At 71.5% G+C, this 21,447-nt stretch carries 15 protein-coding genes; 1 reads left to right on the top strand and 14 read right to left on the bottom strand.

Annotation, left to right across the window (positions count from 1 at the left end):
* Window positions 1-9 precede the first annotated feature (9 nt).
* The 13 genes from AC068B_RS04080 to AC068B_RS04020 all read right to left on the bottom strand — a co-directional run bounded on the left by AC068B_RS04080 (window position 10) and on the right by AC068B_RS04020 (window position 17,798).
* The gene (locus AC068B_RS04080) at window positions 10-1,425 is read right to left on the bottom strand and encodes an FHA domain-containing protein (RefSeq protein ID WP_478668840.1); all 1,416 of its coding nucleotides are present in this window, start codon (window positions 1,423-1,425) and stop codon (window positions 10-12) included.
* Window positions 1,426-1,507: 82 nt separating this feature from the next.
* Window positions 1,508-2,863: a vWA domain-containing protein gene (locus AC068B_RS04075; RefSeq protein ID WP_478668838.1), complete on the bottom strand. Its 1,356-nt coding sequence runs from the start codon at window positions 2,861-2,863 to the stop codon at window positions 1,508-1,510.
* Between the two features lie 101 nt (window positions 2,864-2,964).
* The gene (locus AC068B_RS04070; protein ID WP_478668837.1) at window positions 2,965-4,347 is read right to left on the bottom strand and encodes a PP2C family protein-serine/threonine phosphatase; all 1,383 of its coding nucleotides are present in this window, start codon (window positions 4,345-4,347) and stop codon (window positions 2,965-2,967) included.
* A gap of 2 nt (window positions 4,348-4,349) precedes the next feature.
* Window positions 4,350-6,923 (bottom strand): serine/threonine-protein kinase, encoded by a 2,574-nt coding sequence (locus AC068B_RS04065; protein WP_478668836.1) that lies wholly within the window; start codon window positions 6,921-6,923, stop codon window positions 4,350-4,352.
* Complete coding sequence (locus tag AC068B_RS04060; RefSeq protein WP_478668834.1) at window positions 6,920-8,239, bottom strand: hypothetical protein; 1,320 nt, start codon at window positions 8,237-8,239, stop codon at window positions 6,920-6,922. Before AC068B_RS04060 ends, AC068B_RS04065 begins: the two co-directional genes overlap by 4 nt.
* Window positions 8,240-8,333: 94 nt before the next feature.
* The gene (locus AC068B_RS04055) at window positions 8,334-9,326 is read right to left on the bottom strand and encodes a glutamate ABC transporter substrate-binding protein (RefSeq protein ID WP_478668833.1); all 993 of its coding nucleotides are present in this window, start codon (window positions 9,324-9,326) and stop codon (window positions 8,334-8,336) included.
* Between the two features lie 32 nt (window positions 9,327-9,358).
* Window positions 9,359-10,855, bottom strand: coding sequence for a hypothetical protein (locus AC068B_RS04050; protein WP_478668832.1), 1,497 nt, complete (start codon window positions 10,853-10,855; stop codon window positions 9,359-9,361).
* A 205-nt stretch (window positions 10,856-11,060) separates the two neighbouring features.
* The gene (locus AC068B_RS04045; RefSeq protein ID WP_478668830.1) at window positions 11,061-12,056 is read right to left on the bottom strand and encodes an N-acetylglucosamine kinase; all 996 of its coding nucleotides are present in this window, start codon (window positions 12,054-12,056) and stop codon (window positions 11,061-11,063) included.
* Window positions 12,047-13,312 carry a 6-phospho-beta-glucosidase gene (locus AC068B_RS04040; RefSeq protein WP_478668829.1) on the bottom strand — a complete coding sequence of 422 codons (1,266 nt, stop codon included), beginning with the start codon at window positions 13,310-13,312 and terminating at the stop codon, window positions 12,047-12,049. Before AC068B_RS04040 ends, AC068B_RS04045 begins: the two co-directional genes overlap by 10 nt.
* An 8-nt stretch (window positions 13,313-13,320) precedes the next feature.
* A complete protein-coding gene (locus AC068B_RS04035) occupies window positions 13,321-14,235 on the bottom strand; it encodes a carbohydrate ABC transporter permease (RefSeq protein WP_356268702.1) in 915 nt (304 codons plus the stop codon).
* Window positions 14,236-14,243: 8 nt separating this feature from the next.
* The gene (locus AC068B_RS04030; protein ID WP_356268703.1) at window positions 14,244-15,179 is read right to left on the bottom strand and encodes a carbohydrate ABC transporter permease; all 936 of its coding nucleotides are present in this window, start codon (window positions 15,177-15,179) and stop codon (window positions 14,244-14,246) included.
* A gap of 20 nt (window positions 15,180-15,199) precedes the next feature.
* A complete protein-coding gene (locus AC068B_RS04025) occupies window positions 15,200-16,540 on the bottom strand; it encodes an ABC transporter substrate-binding protein (RefSeq protein WP_478668827.1) in 1,341 nt (446 codons plus the stop codon).
* Between the two features lie 58 nt (window positions 16,541-16,598).
* Complete coding sequence (locus tag AC068B_RS04020) at window positions 16,599-17,798, bottom strand: ROK family transcriptional regulator (RefSeq protein WP_478668825.1); 1,200 nt, start codon at window positions 17,796-17,798, stop codon at window positions 16,599-16,601.
* A 289-nt stretch (window positions 17,799-18,087) separates the two neighbouring features.
* On the opposite strand from AC068B_RS04020, the gene AC068B_RS04015 reads away from it, so the two are divergent.
* Window positions 18,088-20,001, top strand: a complete 1,914-nt coding sequence (locus AC068B_RS04015) for a serine/threonine-protein kinase (protein WP_478668824.1) — start codon at window positions 18,088-18,090, stop codon at window positions 19,999-20,001.
* A 37-nt stretch (window positions 20,002-20,038) separates the two neighbouring features.
* Here AC068B_RS04015 and AC068B_RS04010 read toward each other — a convergent pair whose 3' ends face one another.
* On the bottom strand, window positions 20,039-20,707 hold the full coding sequence (locus AC068B_RS04010) for a DUF4232 domain-containing protein (RefSeq protein WP_478668822.1): 669 nt from the start codon (window positions 20,705-20,707) through the stop codon (window positions 20,039-20,041).
* Window positions 20,708-21,447 lie beyond the last annotated feature (740 nt).

The raw sequence follows: 21,447 nt of genomic DNA, 5'->3' as shown, positions 1-21,447 counted from the left end.
CGTGGTGGATCAGTCGCGGCGGATGGTGAGCGTCGTCCAGGCGCCCACGTGGACCTGGTCGCCGTCCTGGAGGGGGACGGGGACGAACGGCTGGATGGGCTCCTCGCCGCCGTTGACCGTGGTGCCGTTCGTGGAGTTCTGGTCGACGACCGCCCAGCTGCCGTCGGGCTGCTGGACCAGGACCGCGTGCTGGTGCGAGACGCCCGGGTCCTCCGGCGGCACCGACAGGTCGATGTCCGGGGTGTCACCCGTGGAGTGCCTGCGGCGGCCGATGCTGATCTGGTTGCCGGTCAGTGGACGCTGCTGCTCCGGCGAGTACGCGGGCAGGTTGAGCCCCGAGGCCTCGGGGCCGCTGCGGTGCATCATCGCCATGAAGTACTCGCGGTCGGGACCGATCGTCACCGTCCACGTGCCGGGACCCTGTGGCTGCTGGGGCGCCTGCGGGGGGCCCTGCTGGAAGGGGTCCTGCTGGAACGAGTCCGACTGGAACGGTTCCTGCTGCTGGTAGGGCTCCTGCTGGGCCGGGGACGAGGGCGGCGAGATCACCCAGTCGTCGGCTCCGCCACCGAAGGACGGGCCACCAGGGCCACCGGGACCGCTTGGACCACCGGGGCCGGGCGGCGGAGGCGGCGGGCCCTGCGGGGCGCCGGTCTCCTGCGGGAAGGCGGGCGGCGCGGGCGGACCCGGCTGCTGGAACGCCTGCGGGGCACCGGGCGGCGGCTGACCGGGGCCGGGGCCCTGCTGGCCGCCGGGACCCTGCGGACCGGGCTGGCCCGGGAACTGCTGACCCGGGAACTGCTGGCCGGGACCCTGCGGGCCGGGCCCGTGAGGGTTGGGGCCCTGCTGGCCGGGGCCCTGGGGACCCGGACCCTGCTGGCCCGGACCCTGCGGACCCGGACCCTGAGGCCCAGGACCCTGCTGGCCGCCGCCGTTGCCGAACGGCGGGATCGGCTCGGCGGGCCGGTTCATCTGCGAGGGCCGCGAGCCCTGGTACTCGTACCCCGGCGGGGGCTGCTGGAACTGCTGCGCCGGGTTCGGACCCGGCGGCATGCCGGGACCGCTGCCGGGACCGCCGTGCGTGCCGGGCAGCGGCGGGTTCGGCGCGGCCGGGGTGTACGAGGTCGCCGTGTTCGTCAGGAAGTTCCAGCGGCACTCCTCGCAGAACGGCGCGTTCGCCTCGCGGGGCGTGCGGCACTGCGGGCAGAGCTCCGCCTCGGGAGCCGGATCCGGCACGGCGGCCAGGTGCGGGCGCCCCGGCGCGGGCTGCGGGAAGCCCGGGTCCTGGCCGGGCGGCGGCGGGGGATAGCCGTACCCGGCAGGGGGCGGCGGCGGGGGCGGCGGCGGTACGGCACCGGCCATGCGGTGACCGCAGACCTCGCACCAGTCATCGGAACCCGACTGGTGTCCGTTCGGGCAGGTCGGCATGTCGGCGCTTCCCCCTCTCCTTCTCCGGCCCGAGGGCCGTACGTACTGCTGGTGAACCGTCCGCGGCGCCGGGGGCGCCGCGCTACTGCTTCTTCACGCGAACGGTCTTCGTCGACCGGGTCTCGAGTGTCATCTCGTCGGCCTCGGCGACCTTCGCCTTCAATCGAACAGTACCCGCCGCGGCATCCACGACGTCCACCACCTTCGAAAGCAGTTTCGCCGTATCCGCGTTGCCCGAGGCGCTCGCGAGCTGGACGGCGCGGCCCAATTTGGCCGTCGCTCCGTCGACATCTCCCGATTTGCGCGCGTCGAGTCCCTGCTGGATGACTTGTGCCAGTTCCGCCTGGCCCGTGTAGTGCGCGACCTGCGGATTGATCGAGGTGGAGGCCGCCATGTCGTCGGTCCACACCGCCCGCACCAGGCCCTGCGACAGCGTCTGCGCGCTGCCGTCCCCCTGCGGCACGACCAGCGAGACACGGGCCGCGAGCATCTCCTGGCCCAGCTCGGCGCCCGGCACCTGGACACAGATGTGGTAATCGCGGGACTCGTCGCCCCAGGAGCCCGTGGGGTAGTCCCCGGCACGCGGTCCGGCCTCCGTGCGACGGTCCGTCAACTCCTCGACGGTGGGCGCCACTTGCTTCACGAACTTGATCTCCACGCCCATCGGCGTCCACAGCCGCAGACTGACGTCGGCGACCTCCTTGCCCATCGCCGTCTCCATCATCTGCGTGAAGTCGGCGGCGAGCCCGGCCGGGTCGGCGACGATGTCGGCGGTGCCGAGCAGCGCGGACGCTATCCCTGTGACCTCTTTCACCTCCCAGTCCGTGCCGACGCCGCGGGCGTCACAGGTGAACCGGCCCGCGCACGCGTCGAGCGCGGCCTTGAGGTCGTCGGGTGACTCGTGTTCGTTGCGGCCGTCGGTGAGCAGGATGCCGTGCCGCACCGAGGACGCGGCGACGTCGGCGGAGGCGAGGAGGCGGTCGGCCAGGCGCAGCCAGGTGCCGATCGCCGTGCCGCCGCCCGCGCTCAGCCTGCGCAGCGCCTGCTTGGCGAGTTCGCGGGTCTGCGGGCCCGCGACCGCGAGCCGCCCGCCGCCCGGATAGACCTCCTTGGCGACGTGGGTGCCGCCGATCACCGCGAAGTGCACGCCGTCGCGGAGTGCGTCGATCGCGGCGGCGGTGGCGTCGCGTGCGCCCCGCATCTTCGTCGGCGGATAGTCCATCGAACCGGAGCAGTCGACCATGATCGCCACGGCGGCGTCCGGGCTCTGCCCCCCGGTGTACAGGTGCGGTGCGCCGACCGCGGCCCCGATCGTCCCGCCGCCGGTCGAGGTGACCGTGGCGATGGCGTTGACCTCCCGGCCGCCGTCCGGAAGGTACTCGTTCTGGTAGACGTCGACCGAGAACTGCGGCACGTTCGACTTCGAGAAATTGGCCATGGAACTGCTCCCCCTCAGATCCTTCTGAACCTCAAGACCTCAAGACCTCAAGACCTCCAGGCCTCAAGACCACACGAGCCGGTACGGCCCCCCGCCCGTCTCTAGGCCGATCCTGCCCCTTGTGGCACGAACGGGAACGGGACGACGGCCACTGTTACGTTGTCGTGGCCCCCACCGTCCAGCGCATGGCCGACGAGGACCTGGGCGCTGTGCAGCGGCCGGTCCGCGGCGTCGGCGGGCACCGCGTCGGCCATCTCCTCGACGGCTTCCGCGTAGTTCCACAGCCCGTCCGTGCACACCACCACTACACCCGCACGGTCCGGCTTGAAGGAAGCGGTGTGCGGCTCCAGTTCGTACGCATCCGCGCCGAGCCACCCCGTGATGGCGTGCGCGCGCTCGTCGGCGTACGCCTCGGCCTCGTTCATCAGGCCCGCGGCGACCATCTGCGCGGCCCACGAGTCGTCCTCGGTCAGGCGGACGGTCGGGCCCTCCCGATCGTCGGGGACCCAGTAGGCGCGGCTGTCGCCGACCCAGCCGACGACGAGCAGGCCGCTCGCGACGACCGAGCCGACCAGGGTGCAGGCGGGCGCGTTCTGGTGCGGGCTGTGCTCGCGGGCCGATGCGGGCTCGGCGGCGAGCGCGTTCACCGCGTCGGCGGCCGCGAGGATCGCCTCGTGCATCGCCTGCTGCGGGTGGGTGCCGCGCGGCAGCGAGTCCAGCAGCGTCTCGTTGGCGGCGCGGGACGCGGCGAGCGAGGCCTCGTCGGGACGGGTCGCCGAGGAGACGCCGTCGCAGACGATCGCGACGACGGCGGGGGAACCGTCGGGCAGCGCGGCCGTGGAGATCGCGAAGGCGTCCTCGTTGCGGTGGTGGCGCAGGCCGCGGTCGCTGACCGCGGCGACGGAGTCGAGCTCCTGCTCCATGTGGTCGCGCTCGCGGGGCTGGGCGTGCCCGCAGTTCTCGCAGTACCCGTCCGGGTCGACGCGGCCCGAGCGGCACGCCACGCAGAGCTTGGTGCCCGTGGCGGGCGTGGGGTCGGGCGCGACCGTGCGGGGGTCGGCGGCGGGCGCGGGCGGGGCGGCGGCCGTGCCGGGGGAGGGCAGCGGATACTCCTCAGGCACGGCGACGGCGTCCGGCTCCTCGCCCGCACCGGGTGCCGCGGCGGTGTCCGGTGCCACGGCGGCGTCCGGCCGCTCGGGAAGGTCGCCGCCCGCCGAGTCCGTGCCCGCCAGGTCCGTCGGCAGATGCGTGGGCACCGGTGTGTCGGTGCTGTCGAGCTCCGGTGCGACGGGCCACTCGGAGGACTCCCCGCCCACGGCGGCGGCCCGCACGGACCCGTCGGACCCGCCGGATCCGTTCGGGGAGACGTCCGGCCGCGGCGGCACCGCGGACAGGTCGAATCCGCACGCACCGCAATACAGGTCACCCGACTCCAGCGGCTCCTCACAGCTGGGGCAGGCAGACAGCTGGGGCATCTGCGACATACTCACACCCACGTCCGGGGGCGGAAACGGTTGGCCCGTTCCACCAGTTCGATCCTCTCCTCGCCACCCTGAGCGAGCCGGGCAAGTGTCCGGTACGAACGCTCCAGACCGAACCGGAGGCCGCGCTCGTCCAGGTCGCTGCCGAGCAGTACGGTCCGCGTTCCGGTGGAGGCCGGGGGTGCGGAGACGTGACCAGAGTGCCTACCGGAGAGTACCCAGTCGAGCGCCGTCCCCAGAACCTCGGTCGACAGGCGCTCCCTGCGCACCGCGTCGAGCCCGAAGCCCGCAAGTGCCTCGATCTGCCCCGCGGCGGCCGTCAGCTCGTCCAGGAAGGCGACGCCCGAAGGGGCCGCCGTGTCCGACGTCATACGGTGACGCAGCCGCGCCCGCACCGCGGCCACCCGGGCCGCCGTGTAGTGGATGGAGGACTCCGGCACCGACTCCAGGGTGCGCACGGACCCCGCCCGGTCACCGGCCGCGAGCTGCACGCGGGCCAGGCCGAACGCCGCGCTCACATAGCTCGGGTCGGTCGTCCACACCAGGCGGTAGTACTCGGCGGCGTTGTCCAGCTGGCCGAGGACCTCCGCGATGACGCCGAGCGCCAGCTTCGGCGCGGGCTCGCCGGGGAACGCGTCGTAGACCGCGTCGAAGGAGAGCGCCGAGTTCTCGAAGTCGCCGGTCGCCAGGGCCGCGACGCCCCGGTACCAGACCACCCGCCAGTCGTCCGGGTGCTGTTGTTCCAGATCGGCAAGGGCCTGGGCGGCGGGCGTCAGCTCCCCCATGGCGAGCCGGGCGCGCAGACCGCGCAGCTGCAGCTCCAGGGAGTCCGCGGGCGCCGTGCCGAGCGCGGTGATCAGCTCGGCGGGCGCGGTCGCGACGAGCCCCGCGAGCAACCCGGCGTTCGGGTCGTTCGGGTCGACCAGGGGCACGGGCAGTGCGAGGGCGGTCGCGGCGGCGTCGACTCCCCGCACGAGCCCCGCGGTTCCGGAGCCCCCATTTCCGGAGCTCCCGGTTCCGGAGCTCCCATTTCCGGACCCCGGAGGCAGCGCCCTGCCGTTCTCCCTGCCGGTGAGCTCGGCGCGGGCCCCCAGCCGGGACACCTCGCCGTTCGACTCGGCCAGCAGCTCCGTGTCCGGCACCTTCACCTCGGGCCCGAACAGCGTGGAGAGCGCGGGCCGCGGCAGCCCCGTCTGCAGCGCCACGACCTCCCGCAGAACACCGGTCAGCTGCTCGGCCATCTCCTGCGCGGAGGCGAACCTGCGGGCCGGGTCCGGGTCCGTGGCGCGGACCAGGAGCCGGTAGAACGACTCGTACGTCCGGAAGACCTCGATGTTGTCGGGGTCGGGCAGGGAGTCCACGAACACGTTCGTATAGCCCTGGAAGTCGAAGGTCAGGACCGCGAGGGTGCGGGCGACGGTGTAGAGGTCGGAGGCGACCGAGGGGCCCGCCTCCGCGACCTCGGGGGCCTGGTAGCCGACCGTGCCGTAGATCGCGGACTCGTCGTCGTCCATCCTGCGGACCGCGCCCATGTCGATGAGCTTCAGCTGGCCCTCGGTCTGGATGGCGTTGTCGACCTTGAAGTCGCAGTACAGGAGCTTGCGGCTGTGCAGATGGCCGAGGGCGTCGAGCGCCTCGATGCCGTACGCACAGGCCTGCTCGACCGGCAGCGGATCGCGCCTGCCCGCCTCCGTGCGGCGGCCGTTGGCGATCTCCTTGAGGGACTTGCCGCCGACGTACTCCATGACGATGTACCCGTCCATGGAGCCGGTGCGCTGGTCGAGGTGCTCGACGAAGTTGTAGATGCGGACGATGTTGGAGTGCTCGATCTCGGCGAGGAAGCGCCGCTCGGAGATCGCCGCGGCCATCGCGTCCTGGTCGCCCGTGTCGAGCAGGCCCTTGAGGACCACCCACCGGTCGGACACCGCGCGGTCGATGGCCAGATAGACCCAGCCGAGGCCGCCGTGCGCCAGGCAGCCCACGACCTCGTACTGCCCGTGCACGATGTCGCCCCGGTCCAGCTTCGGCACGAAGGAGTAGGGGTGCCCGCACTTGGTGCAGAACCCCTCGGTGCGGCCCGGGCGCTCGCCGCGCGCGCGGCCCACCGGCGCCCCGCAGTCGGAGCGCGAGCAGAACCGCTTCCGCTCGGGCACCTCGGGGTTCTCCTGCACCGCCTCGCGCGGGTCGGGGCGCGGCACGTCCGGCACGGTGACCAGGCCGACGCCGAGCCGCCCGCGGGCCGAGGAACCGGCCGCCGAGCCCGAGCTGCGCACCGACACCGAGCGGGACGTCGAGCTGCCGGACAGGGAGCGGGAGAGCCGCCCCGACACCGACCGGCGCGAGGACTGCGAACGCGACGAGCGGGAGGACCTCGCGGACTGCGACGACGAGCGGGCGCTGGAGCTGCTCGATCCCCGCGAGCCCCGGCCGCCTGCCGTGAGCCCGGTAGGAGCCGACGCGACCATGCCGTTCGGCGCGACGACAGGGGCAAGACCGCAGGTGTCGCAGTACAGCTCACCGCCGCCGAAGTCGTCGTAACTACCGGTGCACTTGGGCCGCTGACATTCTCGCCGGCTCATGATTCCCCCGTCCGGTCGGTGGGCCCGCCCTGCTGCGGGACCCTCGGCGCGAGCACTTCGGCGGCGGCCTGCTGATAGCGGAGGACCGCCTGCTCGGCCACCCGGAGATCGCAGGGCGCGCTCCACAGCATCCGGCGTGCCGCGTCGTACCGCTCGATGAGGAGCGGGTCCTCGGCGTGACCGTGCCGGGCCACCTTCGCCTTGTACGCGTCCAGGCGGCCGCGCAGCTCGGCGCGGACCGCGAGCGGCGCCGTGACGGCCGTCAACGACTCGCGGGCGCGCAGCAGTTCGTCCTCGGCCTTCTGCTCAAGGGACTCCAGGAGCGGGGAGAGACGGTGCCACTGCGCGTGCCTGCGGTAGTCCGATGCCATCGCAAGCTGCTCCTGGAGCGCGGTCGGCGGGCCGCTGACCGCGGGCACCTCGGAGGCGGCGATCTTCGCGAGGACCTCGCCGCGCGCGGAGCGTGCCTCGGCGAGGGTGCGGTCCGCGCGGGAGAGCACGTCGCGCAGCCTGCCGAGGCGGGCCTCCGCGTCCTGCCGGACGGTGAGCACCGCCTCGATCTCGCGGCGCACCTCTTCGAGCGCGCGGGCCTCCCTGTCGTACCGCTCGGTGTGCGGGCGGCCGCCGCCGGGGGCCGAACTGCCCTCCGCGCGCCGCCAGAAGGCGAGCGGGTCGGAGACCACCTGCTCGCGCAGCGTCGTCAGGGTGCGGGTGATGCGCTCCAGGTCGTCACCGGAGGGGTGCTCCCCGGGACGTACGCCGACGGAGTGCGCGAGCTGGCGGGTGCGGTTCAGCTCGGCGGCGAGCAGGTCGATGCGGGCGGGCAGCGCGGACCACACCGCGTCGGCGGTGACGACCATGTCGAGGGAGTGCGCGTACAGGTCGTTCATACGCGTCACGAGCTCTTCGAGGGTGAAGCGCTCGGTGAGCTTGGCGGGGCCGGTGAGCGAGGGCGACGCGCCGGACGAGGTGCCGCCCGCGACGGTCACGGACTCGCCGCGCAGCAGCTCCGTCAGCTCGGCGAGGTCGTCCCTGCTGGGCCAGCGCCTGCGCTCGCGCACGTCGTGGGCGGTGCGCAGGGCGCCCGCGTACGCGTCGAAGTAGGCCCAGAGCAGCGTGATCCGGCCCTCCGTGGCCGCCCAGCGCTCCTCGGTGACGCCGGTGAGCCTGGCGCCTTCCAGGAGGCGGCGCCCTGCGTGGTCCTGGAGGGCGAGGAGCGAGGTCTCGATCGCCTCGTGCTCGGCGTCGAGCCGCGCCAGCGCACGGTCCACCTCGTCCCGGTCCATCACCGGACCGGGGGGTCCCGCGACGCTCATCGATCACCTCTCCGCTCTGCGTTGCCCCGGGTTCTCGGTAGTTGAACCCCAGTCGTAACTCTCCAGTGGTACCAGGTCGGTTGTCGGCTCCCGGTCAGTCCCGGTACTCCGCGGCCGGGGGGCCCGAGGACTTGCCGAGGCCTTCCTTCAGCCACTTGTCGTAGGACTTCTGCCAGCCGCCGTCCTTGCGGTAGTCGTCGAGGACCTTGTTGACCCGGCGGACCAAATCGTCCGATCCCTTCTTCATCGCCACGGCGTAGTGCTCGGTGGTGAACGGCTCGTCGCCCTTCAGCTCGACCGTCGGGTCCTGTGCGGCCTGGCCCGCGGCGAGGGCGCTGTCGGTCACCACGGCGTCCACCTCGCCGAGCTGCAGCCGGACCAGGCAGTCGAGCTGGTTGGGCACGGTCGTGGTGATGTCGGCGGAGTAGTTCTTCTTCTTGAGCTCCTCCTCGGCGATGGAGCCGGAGGCGGTGCAGATCTTCTTGCCGGTGATCGACGGGCCGTACCCCGTGATGTCGGACTTCTTCGGGGCGAGCAGCTGCTGGCCCGTCTCGAAGTACCCCGTGGAGAAGTCGACGTCCTTCAGGCGCTCGCAGTTGACCGTCATCGTGCGGACGACCATGTCGACCTGGCCGCTCTGGATCGCGGGGATGCGCTGGTTGGTGGGTATGGCGCGGAAGACGACGGCGTCGCGGTCGCCGAAGATCTCCTCGGCGATCTCGCGCGCGAGGTCGATGTCGAAGCCCTCCAGCTCGCCGCCCTTCTTGTTCGGGTCGCGGTAGCCCCAGCGGTAGCTGTTCTGGTCGACGCCGACGATCAGCTTCTTGACCTTGCGGTTCTTGATCTGCTCGATCGTCGGGCCGTCCTCGGGCGAGGGGCTCAGGCTGCGGTCGTTGCAGTCGTCGGCGTCCGCACGCGCGGGCGCGGCCACCGTGGAGCCGGGGCCGCCCTGCGTCACGCCGTCGTTCCCCTTGTCGCCCCGGTCCGGCAGGACCAGGACGAGCGATCCCGCCAGGGCGCAGGCGAGACCCATCGCGCCCACACCGCCCCAGCCGCGCAGTCCGGCAGTGCCGCGTCGCGTCCGCATCGTCTGCGCGCCTCCTCTCACCTCTGACCCCATCACCGGTACTCCGAAAGCCTGTGTCCGATGCCGAGCACCGCGCCCGCCGCGGCGAGGACCGCGAGGACGGCGGCACCGATGGCGAGGCCGCTCATGGCACCCCTGCCGTCCTCGGCCGCCTGCTTGAACTCGCGCTGCTCGTGGGCCAGGGCCTGGTCCAGGGCCGCGTCCACGTTGTCGAAGCACTCGCCGGTCGGCTGGTCGCTCTTGGCGCCGATCACCTTGTCCAGCGCGCCCTGGTAGTCACCGGAGTCGTCGCTGGAGCGGGCCACCTTGTGGCGGTCCTTCCAGACGCCCACGTTCTTCACGGCCTCGGCGACCGGGTTCCCGCCCGCGTCGTCGTTGGCGAGGGCGGCCGCCTTGCCGAGCAGGCCGCTCTCGGCGTCGCCCAGCTGCTTCATCTGCGCGCGGTAGGCGACGTCGAACTTGTCCTCCGACTCGCCGTCCACCTCGGTGGTCTCGGCGCCCCTGCTGACCAGCGTCAGGTTCTCGTTGCCGCGGGCCTTCAGGGAGCTGATGCGGGCGTCGTTGAGGACGTTCAGCGAGCGCACGCCGTTGTCGTACGAGTCGTTGAGCCCCGAGCGGGCGAAGGTGTGGCCGACCACGAGCCAGAGCAGCACGACCGTGCCTGCCGCGGTCGCGGCGACCAGGCCGTGGTTGAACACCCGGTTCGTACGGCGGTAGTTGCGGTGCTGGGCCCAGCCGAGCGCGCCGAGCGCGAGGACGCCGAGGGCGATGGCGAACCAGGGGTACGGCTTCGCGTTGCCGTAGTCGTCGCTGAGCCGTTCGTTCTCCGCCTTGTAGAGCTTCTCGGCGGCCGGGAGCATCTTCGTCTGCATCTTGTCGTTCGCGTACCGCAGATAGGCGCCGCCCAGCGGCAGGCCCTGGCGGTTGTTGGCGCGGGCGCGCTCGATCAGGCCCGTGTACTCGGGCAGGAGCTTGTTCAGCTCGCCGACGGAGGCCGCCGACGACGAGTCCGAGCCCGCGTTCGACGCGGCGGTCGCCAGCTTCTCCGAGGCCCGCTTGATGTCGCGTTCGTAGCGCGCGCGGACTGCGGCCGGTTCCTGGCCGCCCGCGAGGAAGCCGCTGGACGCGGCGGTGTTGGCGTCGGCCAGCGAGCGGTAGATGGCTGCCGCGTCGGCGCTCAGCGGCTGGCTGCGGTGCAGCACGTCGTCCGCGGCGGCCGAGCGCTCCGTCATCTGCCAGGTGGTGATCCCGCCGAACGCGACGACGAGCAAGGCCAGTACGGCACCGATGATGCGCAGCCTGCCCGGCTCCGTGGTCGCCGCGGCGCGCAGCCGGTCGACACCCTCGGACCAGGCGGTGCGGCGTGCGGTGGCGCTGGCAGCGGCGGGCGGTGCGGCCGGGGTGCCGGGCACCTGGGGCGGCACGGTGGGCATCGTCGGCGCGGGCCGCTCCGGAGCCTGCGCGGGCGCGGCCGGTGCCTGCCCCGGCGGTCCCGGAGGCACCGAGCCGCCGTTCGGCGGATGTGTCACCTTGCCTCGACCTCCCCCTCGGTCATCGGACGCTGGTCTCCGCCCGGCGCGTGCGGAGCGGGAAGAAGTACACGGCCGCAAGTATTGCCGCAGGGACCGACATCCGCACAGGCCTTGACTCGATCTTGTACGGATCCCTGCCCTTGAACACGAGATTGGGAGGTGTTCGGTTCCCGCCCGCGCACACGGCGCGGGCGGGAAGCGGTCAGTTCGTGCTCGCGCCGCCCTCGTAATGCGCCCGCACGCGCGCGTGCACCCCGGCCGGGGCCGTCACCTGGTCGAGGCCCAGGAGTGCCGCGCCGAGCACGGGACGTGCGGCGACCACCTGCGGCACCGCCTTGGGCGCCCGCTCGGCCAGCAACTCCCGCACGCGGTCGTCCAGTTGCGGGTGGCGCGCGGCGAGGACGCTGCCGCCGAGCAGCACCGGGGCCTCCTCGTCGAGCAGGTCGAGCCGGTCCAGGGCCACGGTCGCCATGGCCACGACCTCGTCGGCCATCCGGTCCACCACAGACCTGGCCACGGCGTCCCCCGCGGCAGCGGTGGCGAACAGGACCGGGGTCAGCTCGTGCCGCCGGACCGTCGCCACCCGGCCCAGGTGCAGCGCCTCGATCAGCGCGTACATCGACGCCAGGCCGAAGTGGGCGGGCAGCGTCTCGCGCAGCGCGGTCGCGGGGCCGCGGCCGTCCTCGGCGCGCGCCGCGTGCCACAGGGCCTCCTCGGCGAGGCCGCCGCCCCCGCCCCAGTCGCCGGAGATCCGGCCGATGGCGGGGAAGCGGGCGGTGCGTCCGTCCGGGAGCATGCCGACGCAGTTGATGCCCGCGCCGCACACCACGGCGACACCGCGCGGCTCCGCGTCCTCCCGGAGTCCGGCGCGCAGGATCGCGAAGGTGTCGTTGCGCACGTCGACCGAAGGCCCCCACGCGCGCCGGTGCAGGGCATCCGCCAACTCCCGCTCCTCCACCGGGAGATCGGCGTTGGCGAGGCAGGCGGACACGTGCCCGACGGAGTCGGCGCCCGCCTCCGCGAGGGCCCGCGTCACGGCCTCCGCCAGGATGTCCACCGCGGTCTCCACGCCGACCTGGGGCGGTTGGAACCCGCCGCCGCGGGCCGTGCCGACGACGCGTCCGTCGGCCGCGACCACCGCGACGTCGGTCTTGCTGTTGCCCGCGTCGATGGCGAGCACGCTCGTGCCTACGCCCACGCCAGGTGCTCCCGGTTGTGAGCGACGAGGCTGTCGGTGAGCTGCTCGGCGTACGCGTACTGCCCGATCAGCGGGTGGGCGAGCAGCGCCTTGAAGACACGCTCACGGCCCCCGTGCACGGCCGCCCGCAGCGCCAGGTCCTCGTAGGCGGTGACGTTCGCGATGAGCCCGGCGTACAGCGGGTCGAGCTTCGGCACGGACAGGGGCCGCGCGCCCGAGCCGTCCACCGCGGCCTGCACCTCGATGACCGCGTCGTCGGGCAGGAACGGCAGCGTGCCGTTGTTGACGGTGTTCACCACCTGGTAGGGGCTGCCGCCGTTGCCGAGCAGCGAGGCCGCCAGGTCCACGGCCGCCTCCGAGTAGAAGGCGCCGCCGCGCTTGGCGAGCAGCTCCGGCTTCTCGTCGAGCGCCGGGTCGCCGTACATCTCCAGCAACTGCTTCTCCATCTCGGCGACTTCGGCGGCCCGGGACGGCTTGGTCCGGAGCTCCTCGACGACGGCGTCGTGCTGGTAGTAGTAGCGCAGGTAGTACGAGGGGACGACGCCGAGCCGGTCGACGATGGCGCGCGGCATGCGCAGATCCTCCGCGACCGCGTCGCCGTGCTCGGCGAGCAGCTTCGGCAGGATGTCGGCGCCCTCGGGGCCCCCGAGACGTACGCCGGTCTCCCACGTCAGGTGGTTGAGGCCGACGTGGTCCAGGTGCACATCGCCGGGGGCGACGTCGAGCAGCTTCGCGAACTTCCGCTGGAAGCCGATCGCCACGTTGCACAGCCCGACGGCCTTGTGTCCGGCCTGCAGCAGCGCCCGCGTGACGATGCCCACGGGGTTGGTGAAGTCGATGATCCAGGCGTTCGGGTTGGTCCTGCGCACGCGCTCGGCGATGTCGAGGACGACGGGCACCGTGCGCAGCGCCTTCGCCAGACCGCCCGCGCCGGTGGTCTCCTGGCCGACGCAGCCGCACTCCAGCGGCCACGTCTCGTCCTGGTTGCGGGCGGCCTGTCCGCCGACGCGCAGCTGGAGCAGCACGGCGTCGGCGTCCGCGACGCCCGCGTCCACGTCGGACGTGGTGACGATGCGGCCCGGGTGCCCCTGCTTGGCGAAGATGCGCCGCGCGAGGCCGCCCACCAGCTCCAGTCGGTCGGCGGCCGGGTCCACGAGGACCAGCTCCTCGATCGGCAGGGAGTCCCTCAACCGTGCGAATCCATCGATGAGTTCGGGTGTGTAGGTCGACCCTCCGCCGACCACTGCGAGCTTCATATCGGTTCTCAGCCCTTTACTCCGGTGAGGGTGACGCCTTCGACGAAGGCCTTTTGTGCGAAGAAGAAGATGATGATGACGGGGGCCATGACGAGCAGCGTCGCGGCCATGGTCATGTTCCAGTTGACGCTGTGGGCGCTCTTGAACGACTCCAGGCCGTAACTCAGCGTCCAGGCGCCGGGGTTCTGTGCCGCGTAGATCTGTGGACCGAAGTAGTCGTTCCAGCAGTAGAAGAACTGGAAGAGCGCGATGGCGGTGATGCCGGGCTTGGCCATGGGCACCACGATCTTCACCATGGTGCGGAATTCACCGCAGCCGTCGACCTTCGCCGACTCGATGTACTCCTTGGGGATGGTGAGGAGGAACTGCCGCAGCAGGAAGATCGAGTACGCGTCACCGAACGCCATCGGAATGATCAGCGGCCACAAGGTGCCCGACAGATGGAACTGCTGAGCCCACACCAGGTACATCGGGATCACGATGACCTGCGGCGGCAGCATCATCGTCGAGATGACGAGCAGCATCGCGGTACGCCTGCCGCGGAAGCGGAACTTGGCGAGCGCGTACGCCACGGGGATCGCCGAGCAGACCGTGAAGAGGGTGCCGAGCCCCGCGTACATGAGCGAGTTGCGCCACCAGTCGAGGAAGCCCGGCGTCTCGAACACGGCCTTGTAGTTCGACCAGTGCCAGGAGTCGGGCCACAGGTCGCCGCTCATGGCCTGCGAGTCGCTCATCACCGACGTCAGGAAGACGAAGACGAACGGCAGGACGAAGAGCAGCGCGACGGCTATCGCGATGCTGTGCACGGCGATCCAGTGCAGGATCCGCTTGCGGCGGGCGCGGGCGGCGGCGGGGCCCCGGTTCGGGGAGGTCCGTTCGGGCGTCGACGCCGACGCGGGCGCGCTGAGAGTCGTGGATGTCATCGAAGTCCTCAGTCCTCCGCCGAGAGCAGCCCGGAGCGCTTGCGCATCAGGAGCATCGTCACGGCCATGGCGATGGCGAAGAGCACGAGCGAAAGCACGCACGCGGCACCGGTGTTGAAGTTCTGGAAGCCCATCTGGTAGACGAGCTGGGGGACCGTGAGGGTCGAGTGGTCCGGGTAGCCGGGCTGGATGACCGAGCCGGGGCCGATGTTGACGCCGGATGCGACCTTCCCCGCGACCAGGGCCTGTGTGTAGTACTGCATGGTCTGCACGACGCCGGTGACCACCGCGAACATCACGATCGGCGTGATCGAGGGCCAGGTGACGTAGCGGAACTTGGCGAACGGGCCCGCGCCGTCCAGCTCGGCGGCCTCGTACTGCTCCTTCGGTACGTCGAGTAGCGCGGCCATGAAGATCACCATCAGGTCGCCGATGCCCCACAGGGAGAGCAGCACCAGCGAGGGCTTGGCGGTGTCCGGGTCGTTGAACCAGTTGGGCCCGGAGATGCCGATGGAGCCGAGGATCTCGTTCACGGGGCCCGAGCCCGGGTTGAGCAGGAAGACGAAGGCGACGGTGGCGGCCACCGGCGGCGCGAGGTACGGCAGGTAGAAGGCGGTGCGGAAGAACCCCGCCCCCGTCTTGATCTTCGTGATCAGCAGCCCGAGCGAGAGCCCGAAGACCACCCGCACGGCCACCATGATCACGACGAGCCAGAGGGTGTTCCGCAGGGCGGGCCCGAACAGGGGCATCTGCTCGAACACGTAGTGCCAGTTCCTGAGGCCCACGAAGGTGGGCTCCTTGATCTGGTTGTAGTGCATGAACGAGAAGTAGACGGTGGCGATCAGCGGGTACGCGAAGAAGACGCTGAAGCCGACCAGCCAGGGGGACAGGAACCCGAGCGTGCGCAGTCGGCGGCGCGCGGGGTTGGAGAGGGACAGTGCCATGGGTCGGGGTCCTCAGCTCTTCAGCTCTTCGACTGGAGGGTGTCGGCGTCGATCTGTTCGTCGAGCTTCTTCAGGCCCTTGCGCAGATCACCCACGCGCCCGGCCTCGACGGAGTACGAGAAGTCCTGTAGCGAGACCACGTAGGCGCCACCGTTGACCGAGGGCGGCAGGGCCTTGCTGTGCTTGTTCTCCAGGATGTCGAAGAAGGTCCGGAAGGTCGGATCGGCGTCCAGCTTGGGCGACTTGAGCGCCGCGAACGTGGAGGGCACGTTGTGGATGTCGTTCGCGAAGTGCACGACCTGGTCGGTGTCCGCGGTCAGGAACCGCACCAGCTCCCAGGCGGCGTTCTGGTGCTTGCTGCTGTGCGCGATCCCGGCGACGGTGCCGGTGATGAAGCCGCGTCCGTACGTATCGGCCTGGTCGTCGGGGACGGGCAGCGGGGCGACGCCCCAGTCGAACTTCGCCTTCGCCTCGTCCAGCATCAGGCCGCGCCACTCGCCGTCCAGGTGCATGGCGACCTTGCCGGTCAGGAAGGCGTTCTGGCTGGACATCTCGTCGCCGAAGGTCAGCCGGAACCTCTCCAGGTCGTCGAACCCGCCCTGAGCGTCGGAGAGTTGCTCGGCGGTCTTGAAGAACTTGTACGTCGAGGGATCGTCGGCGAGCCGCGCGTCGCCCTTGGCGTCGAAGTATCCGGGACCCCACTGCGCGAAGAGGCGGTCCGGACTGTTCTGGTAGAAGCGGAAGTTGGGCATGAACCCGACCCGCTTGTACGAGTCCTTGCCGCTGCGCACGGTCAGCTTCTTGGCGACCTCCTTGAACTCGGTCATGGTGCGCGGCGGGCGCTCGATGCCCGCCTCCCGGTAGGCGTCCTTGTTGTAGTACATGCCGTAGGCGTCGGCGAGCAGCGGAAGGGCGCATTGGCTGCCGCGGTAACTCGTGTAGTCGAGCAGCGTCTTGGGGAAGACCTTCTTCTTGTCGAGGCCGGTCTTCTTCATGAACGGGTCGAGGTTCGCCCACATGCCGGACTCGCAGTACTGCCCGACGTTGTTGGTGGTGAAGGACGACACCACGTCCGGGGCCTTGTCGCCGCCCGCCCGCAGGGCCTGGTTGACGGTCTCGTCCGAGACGTTCCCGGTGGCCTTGACCTTGATGTTCGGGTGCAGTTCCTCGAACCGGTCGATGCTGTCGTTGACGGCCTTGACCTCGCCGGGCGTCGACCAGCCGTGCCAGAACTTCAGGGTGACCGGCGCCTTCGGGTCGTCGTTCGCGCTGCCGACGCTCGGGTTGGCACAGCCGGAGAGCAACAGACCGGCTGCGGCGAGCGCCGCGGACGCGCAGATGGGCATGCGCCATCGCGGCATGGCGGACTTCCTTTTCGGGGGAGGGGCGGTTGCTTGCGGGGCAGTGAGAGGGGCGAGGTCAGGCCGTGTCGAAGACCTGGTCGCGGGCCTGGGTGAGGGCCGAGCGCAGGGCGCCGGTGAGGATGGGGTCGCCGTCGAGCTCGCTGATGCGGATCTGCGGCCGGGGCAGCGCGAGCCCGGTGAGTTCCTCCTCGACGCGGACCCGCAGCTTGTCGCCACCGGCCTGGGCGACGGCTCCGGACAGCACGACGAGTTCGGGGTCGACGACGGCGACGACCGCGGCAATTCCGGTGGCGATGCGCCGGGCGACCTCGTCGAGGGCGGCGTCGTCGGCCATGACCTCGGCCAACGTCGCGCCGCCGCCGGCGAGTTCGCGCACGACGTATGCGGAGACCAGGCTCTCGAAGCCGCCGTCACCGCCGCCGCTCGCCGAGCCGCTGCCCGCGGAGCCGCCGCGCACCAGCGGGGCGCCCGGCAGCGGCATGTACCCGATCTCGCCCGCACCGCCGGTGGCGCCGCGCAGCAGGGTGCCACCGAGCACGATGGCGGCGCCCACGCCTTCGTCGAGCCAGGTCAGCACGTAGTTGTCGAAGTCCTGGGCGGCACCCTCGTACTGCTCGGCGACCGCGGCCAGGTTGACGTCGTTCTCGATGGCGACGGGCGTGCCGAGGACGGCGGCGAGGTCGTCGCGCAGCGTCCGCGAGTGCCAGCCCGGCAGGTGCGGGGCGTACCGCAGCTGGCCGGTGTGCGGGTCGATGGCGCCGGGGGTGCCGATCACCGCCGCCCGCAGGTCGTCGTGGCCGAGGCCCGCCTGGCGGAGCGCCCCGTCGACGGCTTCCGCGACCAGCTGCGCGGTGCGGTGCCGGACGTCCTCGGCGACGGCGTCCGCCTCGACGCGCTCCCTGCCGAGGACGGTGCCGGTGATGTCGGCGACGAGGGCGGTGATGCCGGTGGGGTCGGCGGAGAGTGCGGCGACGTGGCCCGCGCCCGGGTTGATCTCGTACAGCAGGGCGTTGGGGCCCGGGCGGCCGCTGAGGCTGCCGGTGGTGTGCACGAGAGCGGCCGCTTCGAGTCGGCCGAGGAGCTGTGAGGTGGTGGGCTTCGACAGGCCGGTCAGCTCGCCGATGCGGGTGCGGGTGAGGGGGCCGTGGGCGACAAGCAGGTCGAGCACGGCGCGGTCGTTCATGGCGCGCAGGACGCTTGGGGTTCCCGGGGTTCCCGGGGCGCCCGGAGTTCCGGGGGTGCTGCCTGCTGCCATGCCGACACCTGCCTCTCGCTGCCTGTACGTCGACGGCCACCGCCGACGGTCGCCGTCATCGACAGCCGCTAACTGTTAGGAAACTTTCCAATTGGTGAGGACCGTACGGCTGGCGTGAATGGGGCGTCAATAGCGGATGCTTCCCCGGCAACCAAGTCGTTACCTGTGGGGGTGGGGTGTTGCACGGGGTGCACTTGGGTGGGTGTCCGCGGGGGTGGTCGAGAGATCGACACCGCCTATCCTCACGTCTGTTCGAACGACCAGCGGGACGACCGGGGGACCAACCACCATGACCAGTGAGACCGGGGACGGGAACGGGAGCCTCGATGACGGCGACGAGAACCTTGACGGCGGGGACGAGAGCCTCGACGGCGGCATCAAGCCGCTGACCGCGGCGGACCCCGCCCGGTTCGGGCCCTATCTGCTGCTCGGCAGGCTCGGCGCGGGCGGCATGGGGCGGGTCTACCTCGCCCGCTCTGAGAGCGGCCGCACCGTCGCGGTGAAGGTCGTGCACGAGGAACACGTCTCGGACGCCCAGTTCAGGGCCCGTTTCCGGCGCGAGATCGACGCCGCGCGACGCGTCGGCGAGCGCTACACGGCGCCCGTGCTCGACGCGGACCCGGACGCCGACCTGCCCTGGGTCGCCACGGGATACGTCCCCGGGCTCTCCCTCGAACAAGTCGTACGCGGCCACGGCCCGCTGCCCGCGACGTCCGTCCTCACACTCGCCGACGGACTCCTGCACGCGCTCAAGGACATCCACTCGGCAGGAATCGTCCACCGCGACCTCAAGCCGTCCAACGTGATGCTGACTGTCGAGGGCCCGCGCGTCATCGACTTCGGCATCGCCCGCGCGATGCAGACCTCCGTCGAGTCGCTCCTCACCAGCACCGGCATGGTCATCGGTTCGCCCGGCTTCATGGCGCCCGAGCAGATCCGGGGCCAGAGCGCGGGCCCCAAGAGCGATGTGTTCACGCTGGGTTGCGTCCTGACGTACGCCGCGACGGGCGCGCTGCCCTTCGGACGCGGCGCCAGCAACCAGCACGCGGTCATGTACCAGATCGTCGAGGCCGAGCCCGACCTCAACGCGGTGGCCGACGACGGCCTGCGGGCGCTCATAGCCCGCTGCCTCGCCAAGGAGGTGGACGAACGCGCGAACCTGGACGAGCTGTTGGCGGCGGCGGAGGGCGCGCGCCCGCTCTCGGCCAAGGCGTCGTGGCTGCCCGCGGACGTCGTCACGCGCCTCGCCCAGCAGGCGGCACGGCTCCTGGACGCGGAGGCTTCGGCGCCGGTGCGGGAGGCGGCGCCGGTCGCCGAGTCGGTCGACCGGGAGACGGCGCGGCTGCGGGCGGGGGCAGGAGTCGCCGAGGTGGCAGCGGTGACGGGCGGGTCGGCAGGCAGTGCTCCCACCGGGGAGCGGAACCGGCGTCGCCGCCCCCTCGTGATCGCGCTCCCGGTCGTGGCCGTGATCTCCGTCGGCGGTGGCACGGTCGCGGTGCTGCAGCCGTTCAGCGGCGACAGCGACGACGGTGCGTCGCCGCCGTCGAGCAGCGCGCCGGTGACGCCGGGCCCGAACGCGTCGCGGTCTCCCGGGGGTTCACCGTCGAAGGATGGCAAGCCCAAGGACGGCGACAAGGACGAGGACAAGGGGAAGAAGGACAAGAAGGGCGACGACGGGAAGGAGGGCGCGGACGGCGCGGACGGCGCGAACGGGGCGGACAGCGGCGGAGGCAAGGACTCCGATGACTCGGACGGCTCCAAGGACAGCGGCTCCGGCACGTCGCCCGGGGACTCGTCCGACGGCGACTCCGGCTCCGGTTCCGGTTCCGGTTCGGGTACGGGTGACGGCGGCTCGGCGGGATCAGGCAACGGGGGCGGCGGCGTTGTGCCCACGTTCTTCACGGGGTCCTGGAAGTTCGGCGGCGACTTCAACATCGGGCAGCCCGACTCGGTGACGATCTCCCGCAGCGGTGCCGTACGGCTGAGCATGGAGAAGCAGGCCGAGTGCACGTACGCGGCGAAGGTGACGTCGTCCGGGAGTCAGGGGAGCCGGATCAACGTAGGCACGGCGACGTTCGTGGGCAGCCGTCCGCCCACCTGCTACCCGACGTTGGACCCCTCGTACTTCACCATCAACGGCAGCGGGATCCAGCACAACGTGGGCCCCTCCCACGGGGAGGGGTACTACTACGCCCGCGACTGACCTGGGCCAGTCGCGGGCGTAGGGGGAGGACAAGGGGTTACTGGGCGCCGCCCTGGCCCGCGCTGCCGATCGGGAAGACCTTGACCGAGGAGCCGGAACCGTCGGTGACGGGGAGGCTGCCGGAGCCCGGCCACGCCATGGAGAACGACTTCGTCTCACCGGGCGGGGTCACGACGAGGCTGGTGACCTTGACACCGGAGCCGCCCGAGTCGTTGACCGGGTAGCCGACGCTGAAGGAGACCGACTCGCCGCTCTTGAGGGTCATCGGGCTGGCGCCCTGGCCCGAGCGCGTGGCGGAGAGGTCGCCCGCGCTGGTCTTCAGGTCGACGCCCGCGAAGCCGGACAGGCCGCAGTCCGCGCCGCCGTTCTTGAACGTCACCGCGATGGAGCCGTCGGTGTCGCCGTCGATGGTGCTGTCCGACGCGGTGATGTCCAGGTCGTCGGTGCGGCACTTGCCGCCCTTGCCGCTCTGACCGGAGCCGGAACCGGAGCCCGCGGAGTCCTTGCCCGCAGGGCCGGGCTTCTGGCCGCCGGAGTCCTTGCCCGCGGTGTCGTTCGAGCCACCCTGGTCCGAACCACCGCTCGAGGATGCGGAGGAGTCCGAGGCCGAGTCGCCGCTCGCGACGTCGTCGCCGTTGCAGGCCGTGAGCGAGAGGCTCGCGGCGACGGCCAGGGCGGCGAAGGTGGTGAGCTTGCGAACGCGCATCGTGGTTTTCCCTCAGTGTTGGTTGGTGGTGGTGCCGGGCTGCTCGGCACCAGGCGGTACGAGCGAGCGTTACTGACCACCAGGACAGCCCGGACCTGGCGAACCGTTCCGCTCAACTTCTGCCTAAGACACTCCTGTTACAGGCCAGCCGAGGTCGGCGCGCGCAGCCGACGGGCGGGATCGGGCTAGTGCGGTGCCCTTTCCGCATCCCGCTTCTGTGCCGTCCAGCCCGGGAAATGGGGGTCGAACGCGGGTTCGCCATGCCGCTCTGGAGTGGTTGGCCGATGGTCTGGGCCGGTGGTTCCGGTAGCCGCTCGGCACTCGTTCTCTGTCACCGCGCGCTGGGACAGTTCCGTGACTCGGCGGATCTTGACCCAGAGACGAGGCGTGTCTCCCTACCCGGTGCCGACGCCTCGTACGAGCAGGGGTAGTGCCGAGTCAGGCCCGTGCCTCACCCTGGCGGTAGTCCGATGTGAGGCAAGGGAGTTGGTGTGGGCCTGCGCCGTTTGGCCACCGGGGCCGCCCGGTTTTTTGCGGAGTGTGGCGGTTCCGGGCCGGGAGTAAAGGGCGCTCTCTTCGGTCGCGTCGGCTGCGCCGATTCCGCTGCGCTCCACCCTTGACTCCCGCCCCTCCACCGCACGCAGACCTTGACCCGGACGGCCAGGGGTGGGGGCTACGGGTCCGGCTGGGATGGGTCATCACCTTTCATCGCCGGGTGCGGACCGGTCCATCGTGGGCGG

This window comes from Streptomyces sp. NPDC042371 (assembly GCF_056437465.1).
Note: the sequence above shows the minus strand (reverse complement) of the source record. Positions and strands in the feature narration are given on the sequence as shown.

Bases quoted from the DNA above. Each gene is read 5' to 3' on its own strand.
- AC068B_RS04080 (WP_478668840.1), bottom strand. From the start codon at position 1,425: ATGCCGACCTGCCCGAACGGACACCAGTCGGGTTCCGATGACTGGTGC.
- AC068B_RS04075 (WP_478668838.1), bottom strand. From the start codon at position 2,863: ATGGCCAATTTCTCGAAGTCGAACGTGCCGCAGTTCTCGGTCGACGTC.
- AC068B_RS04070 (WP_478668837.1), bottom strand. From the start codon at position 4,347: ATGTCGCAGATGCCCCAGCTGTCTGCCTGCCCCAGCTGTGAGGAGCCG.
- AC068B_RS04065 (WP_478668836.1), bottom strand. From the start codon at position 6,923: ATGAGCCGGCGAGAATGTCAGCGGCCCAAGTGCACCGGTAGTTACGAC.
- AC068B_RS04060 (WP_478668834.1), bottom strand. From the start codon at position 8,239: ATGAGCGTCGCGGGACCCCCCGGTCCGGTGATGGACCGGGACGAGGTG.
- AC068B_RS04055 (WP_478668833.1), bottom strand. From the start codon at position 9,326: ATGCGGACGCGACGCGGCACTGCCGGACTGCGCGGCTGGGGCGGTGTG.
- AC068B_RS04040 (WP_478668829.1), bottom strand. From the start codon at position 13,312: ATGAAGCTCGCAGTGGTCGGCGGAGGGTCGACCTACACACCCGAACTC.
- AC068B_RS04035 (WP_356268702.1), bottom strand. From the start codon at position 14,235: ATGACATCCACGACTCTCAGCGCGCCCGCGTCGGCGTCGACGCCCGAA.
- AC068B_RS04030 (WP_356268703.1), bottom strand. From the start codon at position 15,179: ATGGCACTGTCCCTCTCCAACCCCGCGCGCCGCCGACTGCGCACGCTC.
- AC068B_RS04025 (WP_478668827.1), bottom strand. From the start codon at position 16,540: ATGCCGCGATGGCGCATGCCCATCTGCGCGTCCGCGGCGCTCGCCGCA.
- AC068B_RS04020 (WP_478668825.1), bottom strand. From the start codon at position 17,798: ATGGCAGCAGGCAGCACCCCCGGAACTCCGGGCGCCCCGGGAACCCCG.
- AC068B_RS04015 (WP_478668824.1), top strand. From the start codon at position 18,088: ATGACCAGTGAGACCGGGGACGGGAACGGGAGCCTCGATGACGGCGAC.
- AC068B_RS04010 (WP_478668822.1), bottom strand. From the start codon at position 20,707: ATGCGCGTTCGCAAGCTCACCACCTTCGCCGCCCTGGCCGTCGCCGCG.